The sequence below is a fragment of the Streptomyces sp. R-74717 genome, assembly GCF_047305335.1.
GTDB classification, from domain to species: domain Bacteria; phylum Actinomycetota; class Actinomycetes; order Streptomycetales; family Streptomycetaceae; genus Streptomyces; species Streptomyces atratus.
Genome location: NZ_CP102361.1, coordinates 9137140 through 9158103, shown reverse-complemented (window position 1 = coordinate 9158103; position 20964 = coordinate 9137140). Strand labels below are relative to the sequence as shown.

Annotated in this window: 21 protein-coding genes; 3 read left to right on the top strand and 18 right to left on the bottom strand. The window is 69.1% G+C overall.

The window, feature by feature from the left end; translation table 11 throughout:
- Positions 1–202: 202 nt before the first annotated feature.
- From NRF20_RS41310 to NRF20_RS41230, 17 genes are all read right to left on the bottom strand, one after another.
- Entirely contained in the window at positions 203–820 is a 618-nt protein-coding gene (locus NRF20_RS41310) for a relaxase domain-containing protein (protein WP_413754232.1), read from the bottom strand.
- Between the two features lie 212 nt (positions 821–1032).
- A complete protein-coding gene (locus NRF20_RS41305; RefSeq protein WP_413754231.1) occupies positions 1033–1938 on the bottom strand; it encodes a type II CAAX prenyl endopeptidase Rce1 family protein in 906 nt (301 codons plus the stop codon).
- A gap of 205 nt (positions 1939–2143) precedes the next feature.
- Positions 2144–2461 (bottom strand): hypothetical protein, encoded by a 318-nt coding sequence (locus tag NRF20_RS41300; RefSeq protein ID WP_398629388.1) that lies wholly within the window; start codon positions 2459–2461, stop codon positions 2144–2146.
- 173 nt (positions 2462–2634) lie between these two features.
- On the bottom strand, positions 2635–3645 hold the full coding sequence (locus NRF20_RS41295; RefSeq protein WP_413754230.1) for a hypothetical protein: 1011 nt from the start codon (positions 3643–3645) through the stop codon (positions 2635–2637).
- Positions 3646–3676: 31 nt separating this feature from the next.
- Positions 3677–4183: an MOSC domain-containing protein gene (locus tag NRF20_RS41290; RefSeq protein WP_413754229.1), complete on the bottom strand. Its 507-nt coding sequence runs from the start codon at positions 4181–4183 to the stop codon at positions 3677–3679.
- A gap of 31 nt (positions 4184–4214) precedes the next feature.
- On the bottom strand, positions 4215–4478 hold the full coding sequence (locus NRF20_RS41285) for an acyl carrier protein (RefSeq protein ID WP_413754228.1): 264 nt from the start codon (positions 4476–4478) through the stop codon (positions 4215–4217).
- Complete coding sequence (locus NRF20_RS41280; protein ID WP_398629391.1) at positions 4454–5473, bottom strand: NAD(P)H-dependent flavin oxidoreductase; 1020 nt, start codon at positions 5471–5473, stop codon at positions 4454–4456. Before NRF20_RS41280 ends, NRF20_RS41285 begins: the two co-directional genes overlap by 25 nt.
- A complete protein-coding gene (locus tag NRF20_RS41275; protein ID WP_413754227.1) occupies positions 5470–6333 on the bottom strand; it encodes an aminoacyl--tRNA ligase-related protein in 864 nt (287 codons plus the stop codon). The genes NRF20_RS41280 and NRF20_RS41275 overlap by 4 nt, the downstream gene beginning before the upstream one ends.
- Entirely contained in the window at positions 6320–7192 is an 873-nt protein-coding gene (locus NRF20_RS41270) for a diiron oxygenase (protein WP_413754226.1), read from the bottom strand. The genes NRF20_RS41275 and NRF20_RS41270 overlap by 14 nt, the downstream gene beginning before the upstream one ends.
- Before the next feature lie 17 nt (positions 7193–7209).
- On the bottom strand, positions 7210–8124 hold the full coding sequence (locus NRF20_RS41265) for an inositol monophosphatase family protein (RefSeq protein ID WP_413754225.1): 915 nt from the start codon (positions 8122–8124) through the stop codon (positions 7210–7212).
- Positions 8121–9389, bottom strand: coding sequence for an aspartate aminotransferase family protein (locus NRF20_RS41260; RefSeq protein WP_413754224.1), 1269 nt, complete (start codon positions 9387–9389; stop codon positions 8121–8123). The genes NRF20_RS41265 and NRF20_RS41260 overlap by 4 nt, the downstream gene beginning before the upstream one ends.
- Positions 9390–9523: 134 nt before the next feature.
- Positions 9524–10006 (bottom strand): hypothetical protein, encoded by a 483-nt coding sequence (locus NRF20_RS41255; protein WP_398629396.1) that lies wholly within the window; start codon positions 10004–10006, stop codon positions 9524–9526.
- A gap of 586 nt (positions 10007–10592) precedes the next feature.
- Positions 10593–11594 (bottom strand): phosphotransferase family protein, encoded by a 1002-nt coding sequence (locus NRF20_RS41250; protein WP_413754223.1) that lies wholly within the window; start codon positions 11592–11594, stop codon positions 10593–10595.
- Between the two features lie 30 nt (positions 11595–11624).
- Complete coding sequence (locus tag NRF20_RS41245) at positions 11625–12608, bottom strand: ROK family protein (RefSeq protein ID WP_413754222.1); 984 nt, start codon at positions 12606–12608, stop codon at positions 11625–11627.
- Positions 12605–13678 (bottom strand): zinc-dependent alcohol dehydrogenase, encoded by a 1074-nt coding sequence (locus NRF20_RS41240; protein ID WP_413754221.1) that lies wholly within the window; start codon positions 13676–13678, stop codon positions 12605–12607. Before NRF20_RS41240 ends, NRF20_RS41245 begins: the two co-directional genes overlap by 4 nt.
- Positions 13679–14192: 514 nt before the next feature.
- Positions 14193–15743: an acyl-CoA synthetase gene (locus tag NRF20_RS41235; RefSeq protein WP_413754220.1), complete on the bottom strand. Its 1551-nt coding sequence runs from the start codon at positions 15741–15743 to the stop codon at positions 14193–14195.
- Positions 15740–16849, bottom strand: coding sequence for an NAD(P)H-dependent flavin oxidoreductase (locus NRF20_RS41230; RefSeq protein ID WP_413754219.1), 1110 nt, complete (start codon positions 16847–16849; stop codon positions 15740–15742). Before NRF20_RS41230 ends, NRF20_RS41235 begins: the two co-directional genes overlap by 4 nt.
- A gap of 182 nt (positions 16850–17031) precedes the next feature.
- Here NRF20_RS41230 and NRF20_RS41225 point away from each other — a divergent pair, with 182 nt between their 5' ends.
- Positions 17032–18882 (top strand): serine hydrolase, encoded by a 1851-nt coding sequence (locus NRF20_RS41225; RefSeq protein WP_398629402.1) that lies wholly within the window; start codon positions 17032–17034, stop codon positions 18880–18882.
- A gap of 82 nt (positions 18883–18964) precedes the next feature.
- Here NRF20_RS41225 and NRF20_RS41220 read toward each other — a convergent pair whose 3' ends face one another.
- Positions 18965–19585, bottom strand: a complete 621-nt coding sequence (locus NRF20_RS41220) for a LysE family transporter (RefSeq protein ID WP_413754218.1) — start codon at positions 19583–19585, stop codon at positions 18965–18967.
- Positions 19586–19815: 230 nt separating this feature from the next.
- On the opposite strand from NRF20_RS41220, the gene NRF20_RS41215 reads away from it, so the two are divergent.
- Together NRF20_RS41215 and NRF20_RS41210 are read left to right on the top strand one after the other, a co-directional pair.
- Entirely contained in the window at positions 19816–20691 is an 876-nt protein-coding gene (locus NRF20_RS41215) for a phosphotransferase (RefSeq protein WP_398629404.1), read from the top strand.
- A 99-nt stretch (positions 20692–20790) separates the two neighbouring features.
- Positions 20791–20949, top strand: a complete 159-nt coding sequence (locus tag NRF20_RS41210) for a hypothetical protein (RefSeq protein ID WP_413754217.1) — start codon at positions 20791–20793, stop codon at positions 20947–20949.
- Positions 20950–20964 lie beyond the last annotated feature (15 nt).

The following is a 20964-nucleotide window of genomic DNA, read 5'->3' as shown; positions in this document are numbered from 1 at the left end:
ACGGTGTCGGCCCGTCCGGCCCGGGAAGTGCGGCCGCGACCATCGCGTCAACGGCTTCGTCGCTGCCCAGTACGGTTACGGCGCGCATCCGCCAGTTCTGGCGTGGCGCCTGGTCGTGCACCTCGTTCTTGGCCTCCGCCGTCCGCCTCGCGGCGGCCTTCTGCTGGTCGCGGCTGGCATCCCTGCCGACCAGATCGAGGACCTACTGATGGCGGCGCGAGAACGCACTGCGCAGGTCCCCGTCGACACCGACGAGCTCCCACGCCCCCGTGGTCTCACTCCGGGCGAACCGCGCACCGTGGCACTCGATCAGACGGGCTCGCAGCCGGGCCTCGGCAATCTCGTTGATCAGGTGCGCAGGCCGGAGCAGGTCCCCCGCCCCGGCCGCGGTGGTGCGCCATTTCCCGTCCTCGCAGTGCACCATGTGCGCGATGTTGACGTGGACGTGCAGATGCGGGTCGCCGGGGGATGCGTCCACCGGGCGGGCCGAGCGGTGCAATGTTGTCCAGCCGAGCAGCCCCGACGTGGCCACCCGCTCGGCTCGCTGTCCGTCCCCGTGGTGACCGGCCATGCCGTAGGCCGTCCACTCTTCCAGGGCCCCGACCGCCTCGGTCACCGAGGCCATCCACTCGTCCTCGATCGCCGCAACCAGTTCCTCGCCGGCGAGCGCGTACCCGGTGCTGATGGATTTCGGAATATCGAGAGAAAGGTCGACACCACGCAGTCCGACATCGACGTGATGGTTCCTCCACCGATTTGCCTCGGCGATCACATCGCCACCGTAGAGGTGCTCGACGGAGAGTCCTGCGGCCGCTGCCACGCCAACGTTCCCTCGTTGTCGTCCGCCACGGAGAAGTCAGTGGAGTCTGCTACTGGGTGTCAGTGGTCTTGCCATGAGGGGTGTCAGTAGGGGCTGGCGTCGTCGGAGTCCGTGAGGCGGAGGCCGTACCGGACGTCGTCGGCCAGGACGGCGGTCCCGCCCTCTGCGCGGACCAGGAGCCCGGCATCGAGCAGGCCTGTGACGGTGACCGCCTACTTTTCGCCGGGCGTGTGCCGACGCGTGACCCGACGGCACGCCAGGAATGCGATCGCGACGACCACCAGGTACAGCGGTACGAGCAGCACCGCGTCACCGGACGCCTGCTCCACCGTCACGCCCGCGTCGCGGTCCTCGCCCTGCAGCATGATGCGGTTCACGGTCAGGACGGTCAGGTGCGTGCCGATCGCCGCCCACAGCGGGGCGTGACCCACGGCCGCACGGGCGGCGATCAGGGTCAGGCTGAAGACCGTCAGGAGGATGAGGTAGTCCACCGGGTGCTGCCCCTCCGGGGCGATGCCGATGTGGCCCGGCTCGTCACCGGCCAGCCGGGCGATGCCAACCGTCACCAGCGTCGAGGTGCCCGGTACGAGCAGGAAGACCGCCGTGGTGCCGAGCGCCGCCAGTGCGGGCCCGAACCGTCTGCGCAGCGATGTCCACGTGTAGCCGCGCAGCGTCGTCTCCTCGGGCAAGGCTTCAAGCAGGAACGCGACGACGCCGTTGGTGACGAGAAAGCCAACCAGGGTGACGAGGTCCAGCTGCTGCCAGACGAGTAACCCCACGGCCGTGCCCGCGCCCAGGACCAGCGCCGCTGCCGCGGTCGTCACCCCAACGCCGGTGAGGAACGCCCGTAGGCTCGCGCCCGGACTGCCGAAGCCGACCGTCCGGGGGTGTGACAGACGCAGGACGAACGGCACGGCCACGACGGTGACGAGGGCCGCAGCGATCAGCCGGGCGGCCAAGCCACTGGCTCCGGTGGCGTCCGCCAGTACGGGTCCGAGGCCGTTGCCGACACCGAGCGCCACCGCCATGATCAGGCCGCCGGCCAACGCGCGGCCCATGGCCCTGGCGGCCGTGGGCGCGGGTGAGGGTGCGGGTTGTCGTATGTGTAGCTCGGTCATAGCGCTCCTGGTGACGGTAGGGCCGACTCCTATCGACAACCCCGTGTGCTTTCCAGGCTCGCCCGACCACTAGTCAGAAGCGTCGTGCGCGCGGACGACCCCCCTGTACATCCTTCGGCGCAGTGGACGATAGGCGTCGACTGGTCGTTGGCCACCGGCTCCGGGTCCGGGAACACCCAGAGGCCAGCTGACGCACCCGTGCAGGTCAGGGATATCCGTTGTTTTTGCGGCGATTACTACGGGAACCGCCGAAGGCAGCGCGGTAGCCGACGAATTCGGTCGAGCCGATGCCCACACAGGCGTTGAACAAGGCGGAAGAAACGCCCAGAACCGTTATCTGGCCCACGTTCTGACCGGTATGCATCGCGCTGCTGGCACAACCCTGCCGACCGGACGGGGCGTGGGAGAGCGACAGTACGGTGAGCGAAGAAGCGAGCAGGCCCATGCCGACGGCCGCGACGACCATCGCCGATGCGGCAAGGGGCGCGGGCATCGCGGGAAGCATCCCCACGGCGGCGACCACGACCGCCACCGCCAGCGCACGAGGACATGCCAATCGCTTTCGGGCTGCCGCGCGCCCCGGGCACAGACCGGCGACGCATCAGGGCCCCTGGCCGACACTACTGATTCAAGCGGGCATGCTGCGAAGCTCCTCGCGCGTACAGCGTTGTCCCGCGGTTCGGAACGGACCACAGGTTACGCAGAGGCGTAAGGAGCGGCGGAGCCCAGGATGTCGAGGCTGTCGAGGGGGCGGTCCTGATGGGTGACCAACGTGGTCAGGGCGTCGGCCCAAAGGGCGACGAGCAGGTTCAGGCGGGGCTGTCGCACCAGGTTTCGTGGTGCCTTGGCACGCAGCCGGTAACGCCCTTCGGCGCCGCTCAGCGAGCAGTGGACCGCGTGTGCGACCAGGTAGGTCCACGACCGGAGGAGCCAGCCGTCCGGTACCGCAGGCGGACCCGCGCAGTCGAAGACGAACGCCGGGCGGGGCCGCGTGGGGCGGCCGTGGGGATGGCGGTGCTCCTGGCGCCCGCGGGCCAGGACCTCCGCCACCGTGACGGACGGGCCGAGATCGAGTGAGTCCGCGACGAGACACGGCCGTGACCAGGCCGCGGTGCTGTCCGCTCCGGCGCAGCCGTTGTCGATGAGAACCGCGAGGTCGGCGCTCGGGCGCATGTCCGGGGCACGGAGCATGACATGCAGAGCGAGGTGGGCGGCTGCGGCGGGTGAGCGGATGACCGCGTGATCGAAGAGCTCGGACGGGAGATGGTACGCAGCCGACACCGCGGGCTCGGGGGACGGAATGCCGGGAATCAGGGCGTTGCTGTCGTCCACCCCGGCAGAAGGTGTCGGCGAGGTGTGCCGGAGTCGGTCCAGTGGGCCGCCCGGCAGCCTTCGGGCGATGTCCGCGAACAGGCGGGTGATCGCCGCCGAGCCTGCCGTGTCGACGCTGCCGACGATGCGCAGTTCCGGGCCGTCCCAGTCCACGCTGACCTCGGCTCGCAGACCGCTCGCCGTCATCCCCCGGTCTCCAAAGGTGGTGCGGTGCCACTGGGCCGTTGTCGGCGTGCCTGGCGGTGCGGGTGGGGCGTGCACGGCTCCCAGGGCCTCTCGGACCGCGTCGCGCAGGTCGGCGGGTCCTGCGGCGGGTATGTGAACCCGGGCCTCCAAGGACCGGGGGTTTCCCGGAGGTGTGCCGGTGTCGGTCATGGGCGGTGCTCCTCGGTGTGAGGCGGTCGTCTCATCGGTGTCGGACAGTGATGCCGCTGCCATGGCCCACCGGGTCCCCGACGTGGATCGGGCCGCCGTGGACGATTTCGGCGCGCAGACCCCCTCGGTGGAGGAGACCGCGCACCAGACCGGGCCGGGTCAGCTGTTCGAGACGTACACAGGGTTCGCTCAGCCGAAGCCCACGGAGCGTGGCCCCGCCGACTTGAAACTCGGTTCCCACCAACGGATTGAGCCGTATGCCCTGGCATACGACGTTGCGCCTGCACTGCGCGGGGGACAGCTCGATGCCGGTGTCTTGGGCAAGTGCCTCCAGGGCTTCGAGCTCGATCAGGGTGACGTCGCAGACGCCGGTCGCACGGCCTGTACCCCGCTGCCCCGGACGCGGCCCGGCCCCTGCCCAGTAGTTGCGGTCGCCCTCCAGGCCGCGTCCCGCGACAGCACGGGCCAGCGTGACAACAAACGTGGGGGCACCGGCGGCAGGAGCCAGATGCATGGAGACGACCCGTCCGCGCTCCACGATGTGACCTCCTTCTGAGAGACCTGACGTACTACGGAGTGTGCTTCGGCACGCTCGGAGCCGACGGGGACAGGAAGTTGTCGTGTATCGCCTGAAGCGAGCGGAAGCAGTCCACGTCCAGTTCTTCCAAGGGGAGCTCGCGGCCCACGAGGTCTTCCAGCAGCAGGATGAACTCCATGAAACCGAGGGAGTCGATGATCCGGTTCTCGATCAGGTCGAGATCGGCCGGGATCACCCCGGTCTCCGGGTTCCTGGCCCGCAGCCAGTCGGTCACCGGTTTGAGCGCGTCTTCCATGGCCCACCTTCCGTGGATGTGTCGCGGCACTGGCCGGCCGCCTCGTAGGTGCGGCGGAATTGTTCGACGAGGACGGCGGCCGGGTGCTGTCCGGCGACCCTGGAACAGGATCGGCCGCAATACATGGCCATCTCCTCGATACGGCCCACCGTTGCCGCCACCGGGACGGCCGCGCTGTAGCGGGGGACGGGCAGCCGTCTGCCCCCCGCCCCGGTCGTCGCGATGAAAGTCGCAGGGTGCCGGGGCGCCTGCCCCGTCAGGGAGTTCCCCAGTACGCGGTGCGGCCGGGCGGGCCAGCCGATGTCGAATCGTGTGGTGACGAGGGTGTCGTCCGCCGACGCGTCGACCACACGCTGTTTGTAGTAGGGATGGGCGGCGGACTCCACCGTGGGGATGAAGAGAGTTCCGGCCATGGCCCCGTCCGCGCCCTGTGCCAGAACCCGCACCAGATCGGTACCGGTCGCGACGCCGCCCGCCACCGCCAGCACGGCGTCGGGGTACCGGGCGCGTACCTCATGCAGCAAGCGCGCCGCGGGCAGTTCACCGAGAAGGTGCCCGCCTGCCTCCGTGCCCTGGAGGACAAGGACCCGTGCTCCCAGCCGGAGGGCCGCGTACGCGTCGTGCAGCGTGCCGACCTGGACCACCAGAACACGGCCCGCCCGTACGACGTCGTGCACCGCGTCGGCGTCCGGTAGTCCGAAGCTGGTGACGAAGGCACGCCCGGGCAGCTGGTCCAGAGCGGCGCGGAGCTGGGCCCGGCAGAGGGCGGGGCCGGTCACCTCGGGGATGACGTTCACGCCGAAGGGGCGGGAGGTCGAGGTGACGACGGCTCGTACCAGTTCACGTACCCGTTCCGGAGGCTCCTTGTAGAGCGCCAGGGCTCCTCCCGCCCCGGCCCGGGAGACCGCGGCGCACAATTCGGGCCCCGCGATGCCTCCCATACCTGCCTGAAGCAGCGGGAGGTCGAGGCCGAGGGCGAGCTGAAGCCGGTTCATTCCGCTTCGCCGGCCTTCCGTACGGCCACGGTCGCGGCGCGGAGGTCGCCGTCGAAGCGTTCATTCAGTACATGCACCCAGCGTTCCAGCCCGAACGCGACACAGCCGGTGAACGCGGGCTTTTCCGCGTAGGCGATGGAGCGGCGTTCCCCGAAGAAGTTGCGGTGGTTGTTCATAGAGGCCACAGCGGTGCCGTCGGTGTGCACGTATTCGTCCTTGCCCGGCGCGAGCAGCTGCATGACGGTGCGCGCGCCCGCCTTCTCGAAGAAGGGATCGGTCGCCGGCTGTCGGGAGAGGGGGAGGCCTAGGTCGGCGGCGAAGGCGGCGAGCCGCACATGGTGGTGTTCGAGGTGGTCGCGGACCTGCTCGGCGGAGCCGATGCAGATGATCTCCCGCATGGTGAAGCCCCAGAGCCTGCGCAGTCCGTCGTAGTGGTCTTCGTGACGGAAGCACTGGGCGACCGTACTCACCCGCAGGGGGGTTTCCGTCATGGTTCCGGAGAAGTGCAGAAAGCAGCCGTAGCAGGCGGCGGAGGGCAACAGGTGGTCGGCGTCCGCGAGGTCCCGCGCGGGCACGGGACCGTCGGCGGCACCGCGGCTGTGGGCGTCGAGCCGGTCGGGCCGGATGCGGGAGACGGGGCTGCCCAGGTGCGGGAAGTTGCGGAAGTAGTCGAAGGTGCGGAGGTCGTCGGCGTTGAGCAGAGGCGGGAACGTCATCCGCGTGGCTCCCGCCCGGGTCCCCCAGTCCGTGAACACATCGTCCAGGGCGTGCAGCAGTATGGTCGCGGACTCTCCGAAGGAAGCGAGTCCGTCGCACACGGTCCAGGGGCCGGTGCGGGCTGCGGAGTCAGTACCCGGCATCGAGTACTCCGATCCGGGTGAGGAAGTCCGTGGTCTTGCGCAGCACCCGGGCATGGGCTGCCTGCCGGGCGGGGTGGGCGAGCAGTCGCTGTCGGAGCGCGTATCCGTCCGCGAGGCCCGCGTCGCGGTAGACCGCGGGGTTGTAGAACGACTCCATGCTGGTGGTGATGTAGCGGCCGACGTAGGCGCTGGTCTCGCGCCGGGTCCGTTCGTCGATGCCGGCCGCCAGGAGCCGGTCCCAGAGCAGCCGCACCAGTCGTCGCCCGAACGCGATGTGGCGGGATTCGTCCTGGTGGTGGAGGCGGATGGTCGTGTGCAGCCGTTCGTCGGCCGCGAGCCGGACGTTGTAGTGGTCGACTATCTGCTCGAAGACCAGAACGCGGACGAACACCAGGAAGTTCTCGATCGCCGAGTCCCGTGGGGTTTCAGGCAGTTTCAGCTTCTTGTCGGGGTAGATCTTGTCGGCGTACTTGAGGCAGAACGTGGCGAAGAACCACATGTGGTCGTTCTCCTCGCCGATGAAGTGGTGGAAGAACTCCGAGGGTGTCTCGAAGCCGGGCGTGTGGATCCGCCGCATGACCTCGATGAGCAACTCCCTGATGCCGTGCACGTTCAGGCTGTAGAAGTGGACGCTCTCCCAGCGGCTCAGGCGGTTCAGTTGCTCCGAGGTCAGGGTCTGCATCGTTTCGGTGCCGTGGACCGTCAGCAGTTCCGGGGACATCCAGAAGTCGTCGGTGGGAATCGCCTTGGGCCAGTCGAAGGTGGTGTACGGGTTGTAGTAGTCCGCAGTCGCCTTGTCGGAGAGCCGTTCCAGGAGCGCACGGAACTCGGCGGTGTCATCGGGAACGGGTGGGCGCACGTCGTGTTCCTGTCGGGTCAGGCCCTCCACCGGATCCCCTCCAGCAGCGCCTTGTGGAGTTCGGGATTGGAGGCGGCCACGCAGGAGCGCTGGTTGTCGACGCTCAGGTCGGTCAGCGCGGTGTTCCCGAGCGGCTCGCCGTAGCCGTCGGTGATGACGGCACCGGCCTGCTCGGCGAGAAAGACCGCAGCGGCGATGTCGTAGGGGAACAGATGGAGCACGCGTCCGTTGCCGACCCGCTCGAACTCGGGGAGGAGCCCGGGGTCGTCGCGCAGCAGCCGGTTGCCGATGTCGACGTACGCGTCGAGCTGGCCGGTGAGCAGCCGGGAGATGGAGTACGTGGCGCTGTTGAAGACGAACACGCCACCGGTGTTCGCGGATCGGTCGATGAGGTGGCCGTAGGCGTCGGTCATCAGATGCGCGGGATGGCCGTTGAATTCGAGGGACCAGAACATGCGGGAGAGGTCGGTGGTCGTGGTCAGGGACGGTACGGGGCGGTCGTAGCCGTGGGCGGTCACCGCGTCCGCGCCGCGCTCCCCGTAGAGGTAGGCCCCTGTCCTCATCTCCATCAGCAGTGCGTGTTCCACATCCGCGATGCGGGGGCGGTCGGACATCCGGGCCACGGCCACGGAAACGGTGGCCGATTCGAGTCCCGCGACGGCGGGCCTGGTGCCGTCGATGGGGTCCACGACGAGCAGGTACTCGGGTGCGGCGCCGTGGAGTTGCAGTCCACGGTCCTCGGAGTAGACGGCGACCGGTACGCCGCCGTCGACGACGTGCTTCCAGACGGCGGCCTCCGCCACGTCGTCGAGGCCGAACTGCGCGTCGCCACCGGGTGAATGACCTCGCACGAGCCGGCTGTCGAGCCGGTTCTGCGCGGCCAGTACCTCGTCGCGCACCGATGAGGCCAGCTGTACGACGTAGTCCTTCATGCTGTCTCCGTGGTGAAGAGTGCGTCGAGCCGGTCGCAGAGCAGGTCGGCTTCGGCTCGGGTGATGACGAGCGGCGGCCGGATCTTGATGACGTTGCCCCGGCCGTAGCGTGAGGTCCGCAGGATCAGGCCGTGTTCCATCCCACGCCGTGCCAGGGCCTGTGCCCGGTCGCTGTGGGGGTGGCCGTCCTCGTCACCGATCTCGATGCCGATCATCAGACCGAGGCCGCGCACGTCCACGATGGACGGGTGGGCCGTGGCGAGCCCCCGCAGCCGGTCCATGATGTGTGCACCCACCGCTCGTACGTTCTCCAGGAAGCCGGGGCGGCCGATGACGTCGAGGGTCGTCGCTGCGGCTGCCGCCGCCAGGATGTTTCCGCCGTAGGTGAACGAGTGGTGGTCGCTGCCGAGCCCGGACATCCGTTCGTCGGCGATGATGGCGGCGACCTGCGCGCCGGAGCCGCCCAGCCCCTTGCCGGTGGTCAGGATGTCGGGGCGAACGCCGTAGTGCTCGGCTGCGAACATCCGGCCGACCCGGCCGATGCCCGTCTGTATCTCGTCGAAGATCAGCGCGATGCCCCGCTCGTCGCAGAGGGTGCGCAGCGCGGCGAGATATCCGTCGGGCGGCACTATGTTCCCGCCGCTGCCCGAGATCGGTTCCACGACGACACAGGCGACGCTGCCCGAACTGGCGTGGTCGAGGAAGTCGTTGACTCGCTCGACACAGAGCAGTCCACAGCTGTCGGGGGTCTGCCGGTAGAAGCAGCGCAGGCAGTAGGGGTCGGGGACCTGGACCACTCCGGGCATCAGATGCGGGAAGGGTGCCTTGCGGAAGGACTCACCCGACATGGTGGTCGTCATCATGGTCTGGCCGTGATGACTGCGGAAGAGGGTGATGACATCGCGCCGCCCGGTGCTGATCTGGGCCATCTTGACCGCGCCCTCGTTGGCGGTGGACCCGCCCGAAACCTTGAGGTGCACCTTGGTGAGGTTCTCGGGACTGACCTCGACCAGGCGTCGCACCAGGTCGTTGACCGGCTTGGTCTGGAAGGTCGACGTCGCGTGCACCAGCCGTTCGACCTGGTCGCGCATCGCCTTGACCACTTCGGGGTGACTGTAGCCGAGGCTGAGATTGAAGGTGCCGGACGCGCAGTCGATGTATTGATTCCCGTCCGCGTCGTACAGATGGATCCCTTCGCCGTGATCCATCAGGTAGTCGCTGACCGGGTAGTAGATCAATTCTTGGGCGTGCGTCAAGTCGACCATGTGTCTCCTGCTGCTCACGACGTGGAATTTCGACGTGCCCGGCAAGTGCCATTTGGCGGGGGCCGTTCCATCCGCACGGAACAACCCCCACGAATCACGGTTTCCCGTGCGGAGGGAATCCCGGTGCTGGAATTTCAGATGTCCAGCACGAAGGTGAACGCGGCATCCCAGCCGTCCGCGGTCCGACGGACATCCATCAGACACTCCGGCCGGAAATACTTGTCCAGGTGATTGCGCCGTTCGTCCGGGAAGTACAGCATCGTGGTCAGTACCTCACCGCCCGGGGGCTGCACCTTGACGTGCACGTGGCGCGTGCGGCCCGGGTACACGGCGGGCAGCACCGTCTCCAGCCGCCAGTTCCCGTCGCTGTCGGCGAACAGGTGGCCCCGGAGCCGGAACCCCTCCTCGTCGTAGACGCCCTCGTCCCCGACCTGCCAGAAGTCGAGGAGCACGCCGCCGACGGGCTTGCCTTCGGGGGTGACGATGCTGCCGTGGAGCAGCAGGGGCGTGCCGCCCTCCACATCGCCTCTGAAGTCGGGCTTGTGCGGGGTGTCGGGCTTGTAGAAGGGCCCTTCCTTCTGCTCCGGAGTGGGCGGGGTTCCATTGCATCTGACCATTGGCGTCGGCGTCAGCTTCCCGTCGCCGGCTTCCGAAATCCCTTCCCCGGAAGTGGAGCGCAAGACGCTTTCCGGCCTCGTGTTGTCCACTGCGAAATTCTCCCTTGTTCAAGGATCTTTCGACTCACGGAAGCATAACGGCCCGACTTTGCACTGACCAGAACGTATCAGCCTGTTAAGGAGTGCTTATTGGCCAAGAACATCGGGGATCCGTCTTCTGATCTTCGCGTTCCTGACCGCGGAATTACCGAAGGCATTGGAGTAAGGCATTTTCACCGTACGGAAAGTGACGGTGTGCCAGAGGGTTATGAGGAGTGGGACGGAAGAGACGGACGGGCACGCGTGAGGAGGCGTATGTGAAGGGAATCGGGCGGAGACTGACGGCTGGGCCCGATGCCTTCGGGGTGTCCGTGACTCCTGCCCCGGATCGCGGGATCCGGGACGGCGGACGGCGGACGGCGGACGGCGGACGGCGGAGCCTCGTACCGTCTGCCTTCGGTGCCCGCTGCGCTGCCACGCCTGCCTGGTGGTGCGCGAGCTCCGGCGCTGTGGCCGGGCGGTACGGCGAAGAACCGCACCATGGAGCTCAGCCGGTACGCTCCGTCGCCGGCCCCGGTTCGTCCGACAAGTGGCGGAGCAACACCGCCCGTGCCCCGGCGAAACAGTCGGCGTCGGGCGGCGCGGTCAGGATGTCCGCCAGGGTGAACAGGTCCAAGGTCCGGCTGAGTTCACGCCAGTCGCTCGGCAGAAGACCACCCGCGTCCCTGTAGCCGGACACGAACCCGTCCACGAAAGAGGGCGGATACAGATGGGCGAAGCGCAGCATATTGCCGATGTCGTATAGGGGCGAGCCACTGAACGCTTGTTCCCAGTCCAGCACGGCCGCCACGTCCCACCGGCCACGCTCCCGTGAGACCAGCACATTCTTGGGGTTGAAATCGCAGTGGACCAGTCGGCTGTGCCCGCTCACATCGGCGACCCGGTGCCCGGTCCGCGTGGCGAGCCCGCGCAACGCGTCGGCCTCTTCGGACGTCAAGGCGTTGCCGTCGCCGGTGGTGGCCAGGCATCGCTCGACGAAACCGGGCAGGTCGGCCGCCTCGTCACCCGCCTCGGCCGGCACGAGGGTGGCGTCGTGGAAGGGGCCCGGCCGGGGCAGACGTACCGCCGCGATCCGGGCCAGGACCCCGCCCACCGCGCAGCCGAGCCCGGCCGCCTCGGCTGCGGTCGGCTCCTCGGCGAGCGCCTGTCCGAGGGGGATGCCGTCGGCGAACCGGTAGACCAGCGTGGGCCTGCCCGTAGCGTTCCCGTACGGATCGGACGCGACGACGTCGACCACCGGAACGGTCGGCGCCGCCCGCTCCAGTACGGCCGACTCCACGGCGCAGGTGTTGCGGTGCATCCGGGTCCCGCTGGATCGGTAGCGACGGAGAACGTACCGCTCCCCCTGTCGTGTCGTCACCAGACACATGTCGTTGGTGAACCCGCCGGGCAACGGGCTCACCCCCGTCAGACTCAGGCCGGGCAACGCCCGTTCCATCAGCCACGCACGGGTCGCGGTGTCGAGGCCGGCATGGTCACCGTTCGTCATGACGGCCACCCTTCCCGTTCGCGGCCCAGCTCACGCGGTCCCTGCCGCCAACGGTGGTACGTCTGTGCCCGAGCCGTCCGCGGACGGTCGCGCCGTCCCGTCGCGGGCCGCGTGACGTGCTTCCTCGGCGGCCCGCTCGGCCAGCACCAGACCTCCCGCCGGTCCGGCGAGCGGGCCGAGGGCGGCAGGGACCACGAAGTCGTCGGCGGCATGCTCGGGCAGGCCTGGATAGCCGGCCAGCGACCGGGCGAGTTCCGCGCGCAACAGGGGGAAGAGGCCGGGCAGTACGGCCATCCCGCCCCCGATCACGATGCGTTCGGGCGCGGTGGTGTAGATGATGTCGCGCAGCCCGGAGGCGAGGTAGACCGCCTGCATTTGCAGGGCGCGTCGAAGCACTTCACCAGTCAGCTCCTCCGCCGGTCGTCCCCAGCGGGCGGCGACGGCCTCGCCGCCCGCCATGCCTTCCCAGCAGTCCGCGTGGAAGGGGCAGGATCCCGGGAAGTCGTCCCCCGGTATCCTGGGGACGCCGAGATGCCCCATCTCCGTGTGGACCAGTCCGTTGATGACGCGTCCCCCGATCACCGCCCCGCCGCCGATGCCGGTGCCGACTGTCAGGTACACATAGGTGTTCCTGCCCCGCGCGGCACCCCAGCGGCCCTCGCCGAGCGCCGCGCCGTTGACATCGGTATCGATGGCGACCGGCACACGGAGCGCCGCCGCGACCGTTCCCGCGACGTCCACTCCGGACCACCCGGGCTTCGGCGTCGCTGCAAGGCGTCCGTAGCCGGGATGCGAGCGGCGCAGTTCGAGAGGGCCGAACGACGCGATGCCCACGGCCTCCAACGGCCCCTTCACCGCGGCCTCCTCGAAGAAGGCGACTGCTCTGGCCAGCGTCGGTTCCGGCTCTCCTGTGGGGAAGCGGATCTCGTCCTCGATCCGGTCGGGCGCCGATCCGACCAGGCAGACGAACTTCGTCCCGCCGGACTCGATCGAGCCCAGCCGCGGCCCGTTCACGCGCCCACCGGCCAGCCGTCCGCGCCGGCCGGGCCGGTGTCGGAGCGGATGACAACCTTCATGGCGTCGTACCGACTGCCCGTCCCGTCGCGGCCGACCCCGCCCAGCGCGCCGAGCGCGTCCTCGTACGCCTCCAGTGGGAATTCGTGCGTCACCAGGCGTTCCAGTCCCAGACCGCCCGCCAGGTCGACGGCCACGGGGAAGGTGTCCCCGCGGAAGTCACCGGCACCGATCAGCCGGATACCGCGATTGGTCAGCCGGAGCGGCCGCAGCGGCACGCTGTAGCTGTCGTCGAAGCCCATGAGGACGACCCGGCCGCCGTCGTCGATCAGGCGCAGGGCATCCTCCAGACCGCTCCCTGTGGTGTCGAACACGACGCCGGGCCGTTCGCCTCCGGACGCCTTCACAAGGGCCTCGGCCGCGTCCGTTCGGGACACGTCCACCACTTGCTCGAACAAGCCGCGCGCTGTGGACAGCCGGTAATCGTCCGTCTCGGCCACGATGACGCACCGCGCCGTCCGGGCGGCGACCAGTGCGACGAGCACGCCGATCGGTCCCGCGCCCAGTACTGCCACGGTGTCGTCGACCGTCAGATCGACCGCTTGAAGGTTGTTGAGGACACAGGCGAGCGGTTCGATGAGTACCGCGCTGCGGAAGGGCATCCCGTCGGGAACGCGCCGTACGAACCGCTCCGGGAGCACCACGCCGTCGGCGTATGTCCCGTCACGGTCCACGCCGACCTCCGTCCCCGCCTTGTTCCGGCAGAAGTTCGTCGCCCCGCGCACGCACGGCGCACACCAACCGCAGTACAGCGTCGGGTTGACCACCACTCGGTCCCCGACGGCGAGCGACCGCACCCCGGCACCCACCTCCCGGACCAGACCGACCGACTCATGGCCGAGCACCACACCCGGCCTTGCCGGGAAGCGACCGAGGAGAATCTTGCGGTCGGTCCCGCAGATCCCGGTGCCGACAACCTTCACCACTACGTCGTCGTCAGCGCCGATGCGTGGCGCCGGACGCTCTTGCAGCTCGACGGACCCGGGCCCCAGGTAGACAAGTGCGCGCACAGGTACCTCCCTCTCGGTGTGCGGCAGCGAGTGCTGCCGGCGCCGTGCAAGGCGAAGCTGTGTTCGACCATCGACGTTAGCGCAGGGCCACCTGCTGGGAAACGGCGCTTCTGAGCCGTTGGGTGCGCCCGCCTCGACCCTGTCGGGCGCAGACGCTTCCCCCCCGTTCCCGTCGAGAATTTCGGCTATGACATACCGTCAGAACGTCACGCGGGGGGGAAGGATTATTTCATCGGTGACTGTCCGTCAGAATTCCACGCGAAGGTCAGTTCGCGGGGTGGTGCCATCCGCGGGCTCGCCCCAACGCGGTCTCCTCCGGACATGGCTCGGAGGAACGCGGCCAGGACGGCCGCCGTGACCGAGGCGGATGCGCTGCCCACCGCGGTGGTCAGGGCCCTGGCGTGGCGCGGGACGAACGAAGGGGCGCGAGTGGTCGCGGACTCCGGCGGCAAGGACTGCCCGCCGCCTCGGCCGACCGGGAGCGTTCGGCGGGCAACGGGCTTCGGACGGTGGTTCACAGTGCCCGCTGGTGGCCCTCCCAGTACGGATCACGCAGCCGCCTCTTGTACAGCTTTCCGTTGGGATCGCGGGGCATCTCCTCGATGAAGTCGATACTCCTGGGGCGCTTGTACCCGGCCAGATGGTGTTCGCAGTGGCGCAGGATCTCGGCGGCCAGCGCTTCCCCCGCCCCGTGTGACCCGGCCGGTTCGACGACCGCCTTGACCTCCTCGCCCCAGTCGGGATGCGGAATGCCGAACACGGCCACGTCGGCGACCGCAGGGTGGCCGAGGAGGACACTCTCGATCTCGGCGGGGTAGATGTTGACACCACCGGAGATGATCATGTCGATCTTGCGGTCGCGGAGGAAGAGGTAGCCGTCCTCGTCGAGGATGCCGAGGTCGCCGACGGTGAAGAAGTCGCCGATGCGGTTCTTCCTCGTCTTGGTCTCGTCCTTGTGGTAGCTGAAGCCGCCGGTGTTCATCTTCATGTAGACGGTGCCGAGCTCGCCGGGCGGCAGGCGGTTGCCGTCGTCGTCGAAGACGGCGAGTTCGCTGATCGGCCAGGCCCTGCCGACCGTGCCCGGTTTCTTCAGCCAGTCCTCGGCGGTGGCGAATGCGCCGCCGCCCTCGCTGGCCGCGTAGTACTCCTCGACGCACCGCCCCCACCAGTCGATCATGGCCCGTTTGACGTGGTCGGGGCAGGGTGCTGCGCCGTGGATGGCGTGGCGCATGGCCGTGACCTCGTATCCCCGCTTCACCTCGTCGGGGAGGGCGAGGAGGCGGTGGAACTGGGTCGGGACCATGTGCGTGTGGGTGCAGCGGTGGGTGTCGATGAGACGCAGCATCTCTTCGGGCGTCCACTTGTCCATCACGACCAGCGGGTGCCCGATGTGCAGGGACGCTCCCGCGAACTGGAGGACGGCCGTGTGGTAGAGCGGCGAGCAGACGAGATGGACGTTGCCGTCGAAGGGTTTGATGCCGAAGATGCCGAGGAATCCGCCGAGGTGGCTCTCCTCGGGGAGCTTGCCGGGGAGTGGACGGCGGATGCCGCGCGGACGGCCGGTGGTACCCGAGGTGTAGTTCATGACCCAGCCGAGGGTGCGGGCCTCGGGGGGTGCGTCGGACTGCCCTTCGAGTAGTTCGGCGTACGGACGGAAGCCGTCGACCGGGCCTACGGCATAGCGGTGGCCGGCCGGAAGCTTGGCCTCGTCCGCGGCCGCGGTCGCCGCCTGGGCGAACCGCTCGTGGGCGATGAGCACCTTGGCTCCGGAGTCGGCGACGATCCAGGCGATCTCGGGGCCGACGAAGTGGTGGTTGACGGGTACGAGATAGAAGCCGGCCTGGGAGGCGGCGAGGTAGGCGGTGAAGAACTCGACACCGTTGGGCAGGACGACCGCGAAGGCGTCGCCCCGTCGGAGCCCGGCCGCGCGCAGCCCGTGGACCAGGCGGTTGGCTGCGGCGTGCAGCCGGCCCGCCGTCCAGCTCTCGCCGTCGGGTGCGATCAGAACCGTACGGCCGGGATCGGCGGTGGCCTGGGCCCAGAAGCCGTTGGGCGGCCGGTTCATGAGGCGCTCCGTCCGGCGATGCGGTTGATCCGGTCCACGGCGCGCTCGAAGCCGCGGGTCAGATCGTCGAAGACGGCCTGAACGCTGCGTTCGCTGTTCATCCGGCCGACGATCTGACCGACGGGGGTGCCGAGCAGCGCACCGGTCTCGTACTTCTGTATGCGGGAGACGGCTTCGGCGACCAGCAGCCCCTGGAGCGGCATGGGCAGGGTGCCGGGACCCGACGGGTCGTCCCAGGCGTCGGTCCATTCGGTACGGAGCTGACGTGCGGGTTTGCCGGTGAGCGCGCGGGAGCGGACGGTGTCGCCGGAGCCCGCGGCAAGAAGTTTGCGGGTCAGCGCGCGGGAGTGGAGGTCCGCCTCTTCCGTGGTCAGCCAGAGGGAGCCGAGCCACACGCCCTGGGCGCCCAGGGCGAGTCCGGCGGCGATCTGCTCGCCGCTGCCGATGCCGCCGGCGGCGAGGACGGGGAGCGGCCCCACGGCGTCGACCACGTCCGGGACCAGGACCATGGAGGCGATCTCACCGGTGTGGCCGCCCGCCTCGTATCCCTGGGCGACGACGATGTCGATGCCCGCGTCCGCGTGGTGGCGGGCGTGTCTGGCACTTCCGGCGAGCGCGGCGACGAGAACGTCCTGGTCGTGGGCGCGTCGGACGACGTCGGCGGGCGGCGACCCGAGGGCGTTGGCGAGGAGTTTGATGGGGTAGTCGAAGGCGACGTCGAGCTGGTTGCGGGCGACTTCCTCCATCCATCCGGTGATGCGCCAGCCGGACGCCTCGCCCTCGGCGAGTTCGGGTACGCCGTGCTTGGCCAGGGTGTCCTGGACGAACTGGCGGTGTCCGGCCGGGATCATCGCCTCGACGTCGGCCTCGGTCACCCCCTCCACCTTCTTCGCGGGCATGACGACGTCGAGACCGTACGGCTTGCCGTCGGTGTGCTCCTGCATCCAGTCCAGGTCGCGTGCGAGGTCGTCGGGGGCGGTGTAGCGGACCGCGCCGAGTACGCCGAATCCGCCGGCCCGGGTGATGGCCGCGGCCACCGCGGGGAACGGCGTGAAGCCGAAGATGGCGTGCTCGACTCCCAGTTTCTTGCTCAGCTCCGTCTCCATGGGGCGCAGGATGCCGCAGTCGGACATCCGAGGGAAGAGATTTTCTGATGCAGTGTCAGATTCTTTGTGACGCCGGGGGCCTCCGCGACAGCAGCGGTGACAGTAATCTCTGCGGCGGCAGGAAGTTTCATCGTCGGACGAAATTTCGAAAGTTACTTTCGCGCAGCAGGAAGGGGTTCCGGATGACCGAGGACGCGGCCGGCAGAGGGATCAGCCGACGCAGGCTGGGCGGTGGGATGCTGGCCCTGGGCGGAGCACTCGCCCTGGCGCCGATTCCGTTCGCGGAACGGGCGTCGGCCATGGAGTCGGAGGCGGGGTCGTCGGGTATGCACGCAGGGATCGGGACGAGCGCGGCATCCAAACAGGCCCGGCCCACGCTGCGGCGCGGATCCGCCGCCCGCGCCGGGTTGTTGCAGGGGCCTTTGGACCAATTGGTCGTCGATGCGGAGAAGTTCCTCTCCAACTCCCCCAAACACCCTTGGTACGCGGGTGCGGTACTGCTCGCCGGGCGGGGTGGCACGGTGGCACTGCACCACCCGATCGGCAAGGCCGTGCGCTACGCGGCGTACGACGAGAAGACCGACACGGGGGTGGAGTTCCCGCCCGACCAGCAGATCGCCATGGCCGAGGACACGGTCTTCGACCTGGCTTCGGTGTCGAAGCTGTTCACCTCGATCCTGGCCGTGCAGCAGATCGAGCGCGGAACGCTGGAGCTGGAGGCGAAGGTTGCCTCGTATCTGCCCGATTTCGCCGGTGGCGGCAAGCAGGACATCACGATCCGTCAGTTGCTCACGCATACGTCGGGCTTCCGTGCCTGGATTCCGCTGTACAAGGCACCTACGCGGGAGGGGAAGCTGGAGCTGCTCTGGAACGAGGTGCCTGCCAACCCGCCCGGCACGGTCTACCTCTACTCCGACCTCAATCTGATCTCGCTGCAACTGGTCCTGGAGAAGATCACCGGCCGCACGGAGGATGTCCTGCTCCGTGAGCAGATCACTGCTCCGCTCGGTATGCACCGCACTCGGTACAACCCGCCGGCCTCCTGGAGGCCGAAGATCGCCGCAACCGAGGATGCCCGGCTCCCCTGGTCCGGCCTCGACCGCGGGCTGGTCTGGGGCGAGGTGCACGACGAGAACGCGTACAGTCTGGACGGCGTGGCGGGCCACGCCGGAGTGTTCTCCTGCGCCTGGGACCTCGCGATCCTCGCCCGTACCCTGCTCAACGGCGGGATCTACGGCCGCGCGAGGATTCTCTCCGCAGAATCGGTGGACCTGTTGTTCACGGACTTCAACACCGCGTTCCCCGGCGATGCGCACGGACTCGGCTTCGAGCTCTACCAGCACTGGTACATGGGGGCTATGGCAACCCCTCGCACCGCGGGCCACACCGGTTTCACCGGCACCAGTCTGGTCCTGGACCCCACGACGGACTCATTCCTGATCGTCCTCGGCAACTCGGTGCATCCGGTGCGCAGTTGGCGCTCCGGCAGCGCGCCGCGCGTCGCCACCGCCAACCAGATGGCGCGCGCCGTCGCGGTCCGTCCCGCCCGGGGGCGTACGGCATGGTTCTCGGGACTGGCGAGCGGCACCGGCGCCACGCTCACGCTGCCCGCGCTGCGTCTCGCGTCGTCGCGGGCCCGGCTGAGCTCGGCCCTCTGGTGGGACACCGAGCCCGGGTCCGATTTCCTCTCCCTGGAGGCGTCGGCGGACGCAGGGGCGACCTGGCAGGCGGTGCCGTTCACCACCGTACCGATGGCCGGTCAGCACCACCCGGATCCCGAACCGCATCCGACGGGCTCGGTCTCCGGCTGGTCCGGCCGGGTCTGGCACCGTCTCGACGCGGACCTCGCCGCATGGCGCGGCAAGGAGGTGCGGCTGCGGTGGCGGTACGTCACGGATCAGCGGTACGTCGGGCGCGGGGTGTACGTCGACGCCGTCCGGGTCGAGGACGGCAACCGGACGGTCTTCGACGAGAGCCGGTCCGGGGATGCCGCGGGCATCGAGGCGCAGGGATGGGCGGCTTCAGCGGACTGAGGCGGGGCGGGGCGGACTGAGGCGGCCGTCGAGCCATTGGCCGGCCGTGCCGGGGAAGGGCCGTCCCCCTTCCCCGGCACGGTCACAGCAGCTGGACGGCGAGTGCCGTGATGAGGGCGCTGGAGACCAGGGCGGTGACGAGCTGCCCTCGGCTGCTCGTCACCGCCCGGCCGAGCAGCGCTCCCCCACCGGCGAGCAGCAGCTGCCAACTGGCCGACGCCACAAAGGCGGCCAGTACGAACACAGCCCGCTCCAGGTGGTCGGCGTCGGCGGTGGTACGGCTGCCGAGCACGAGCGCCGCGAAGTAGACGACAGTGGCGGGGTTCATCATGGTCATCCCGAGCAGCATCAGGTAGGACCGTGCCGGACTGACGGGGTCCGACCCGATCCGGGCCACTGTCCGCCGCCCCCGGTACCGTACGATCGCCACCGTACCGCCGCGGACCGCCAGCGTGATCAGCACCAGTGCCGACGCCCATCGCAGGGCCGGCATGACCGGCGTGAGCACATGCGTGAGCGAGGAACTCCCCACCACCGCGACAACCGCGTAGAGACCGTCGGCGGTTGCGACACCCAGGGCCGCACAGGCCCCCGTCCTCAGGGACGTCCGGGCGGTGAGGCCCACCAAGTAGGTCCCGACCGCCCCCACCGGTATGGCAATGCCGTACCCGGCCAGAAGTCCCGCGACCAGGACGGCGATCATGCGCGTTCGGGAGTCGGTCTCCGCAGTCGGCCGGGCTGCTGCTGACCACTCACCGAGCGGGCGGCGGAGTTCGGCGACAGTAGGGCGGTGATCGATTCCATGGGCAGATGGTGGGGCCGGCGCGGCACCGTGGGCAAGGCATTTTTCGTGGCATCGGACCGTCCGGGGCCGGCGGTGCGGCGTCGGCACCCCCTTCCACGGGGCGGGTTCCCACGACGGAGAATGCTCCGATGACCACATCTCCGCAGAACTGGACACGCGCCGAGCGACTTGATGCCGACCGGGTGACAGAGACCCTGTACGCCGAGGCAGGAGTCCGGCTGGTGGTGGAGGGACCCTGTCCGGGAGGGGAGGTCGGTGCCGCGTACGTGCGGTGGCCCGACGGCCATCGGTCCGTTCTGAAGTGGCGGCCGGATACGCGGCTCAAGGATCTGCGGGCAGGACCGTTGGCGGTGTGCGAAGTACTGCACGCGCAGGCGTATCCCTGCCCGTCGACGGAGTTGGCCGTCCAGGTGGATCACGCGGTCGTTCTGGTCCAGGAGTGCCTGCCGGGCACGCCGGTGAAGTGTCTGGACCACCATGGCCTGGATCAGGCGCTGGCCCTCAACAAGTCGCAGGCAGGGCTGTTGGCCGGACGTACGGATGTCCCGTTGATGAACCTGTATCTGCTCGACGACGGCCCCGGCTACTGTCTTCACGGGCCACTGCGTCGGCACAGCCGGCGCAGTGGTGCCCTGGAGCACCGGGTCAAGTCGGTCGGGGCCGATCACCCACACCAACTGCCCGGGCACGACGTCGTGCACCACGACTTTCACCACGGCAACCTGCTCGCCCTCGACGGTTCGGTCACCGGCGTCATCGACTGGGACGGCGCCGGCCGGGGCGACCGCCGTTTCGACCTGGTCACTTTGCGCTTCGGGCTGCATGCGAACGAGCAGGCCCCGGGCGTCACGAGCCGCCTCGACGACATTCTGGACGGCCTGCCCGACGATGTCCTGCGTCCCTCCTGGGCGCATATGAGTCTGCGCATGGCCGACTGGGCCATCAGACACTTCGCGCCGGGCGACGTCGAGCACTGGATCGACCTGGCCGAGCAACGCGTGTGATGAGCGCAGGGCACGTGAGCGGCGACGGAGCTGTGCTGGACGAAGCGTTGCAGATGCCGGCAGGGGGATGACCTTCTGCGGTCAGCGGACTGGCACGAAATGAGACCCGGCGCGACCGGCTGGGACTACCAGTACCACCTCTCCACCGCCCCGGGCACCGAGCCGGCCGGGGTGGTCCCAGGAGCCGCGGAGGGCGGACTGCCCCGGGTGCGGGCGGCCGTACACGCACCGCTTCGACTGCTTCCGGGAGCAGGATAGGGTGCCCGCCGGGCG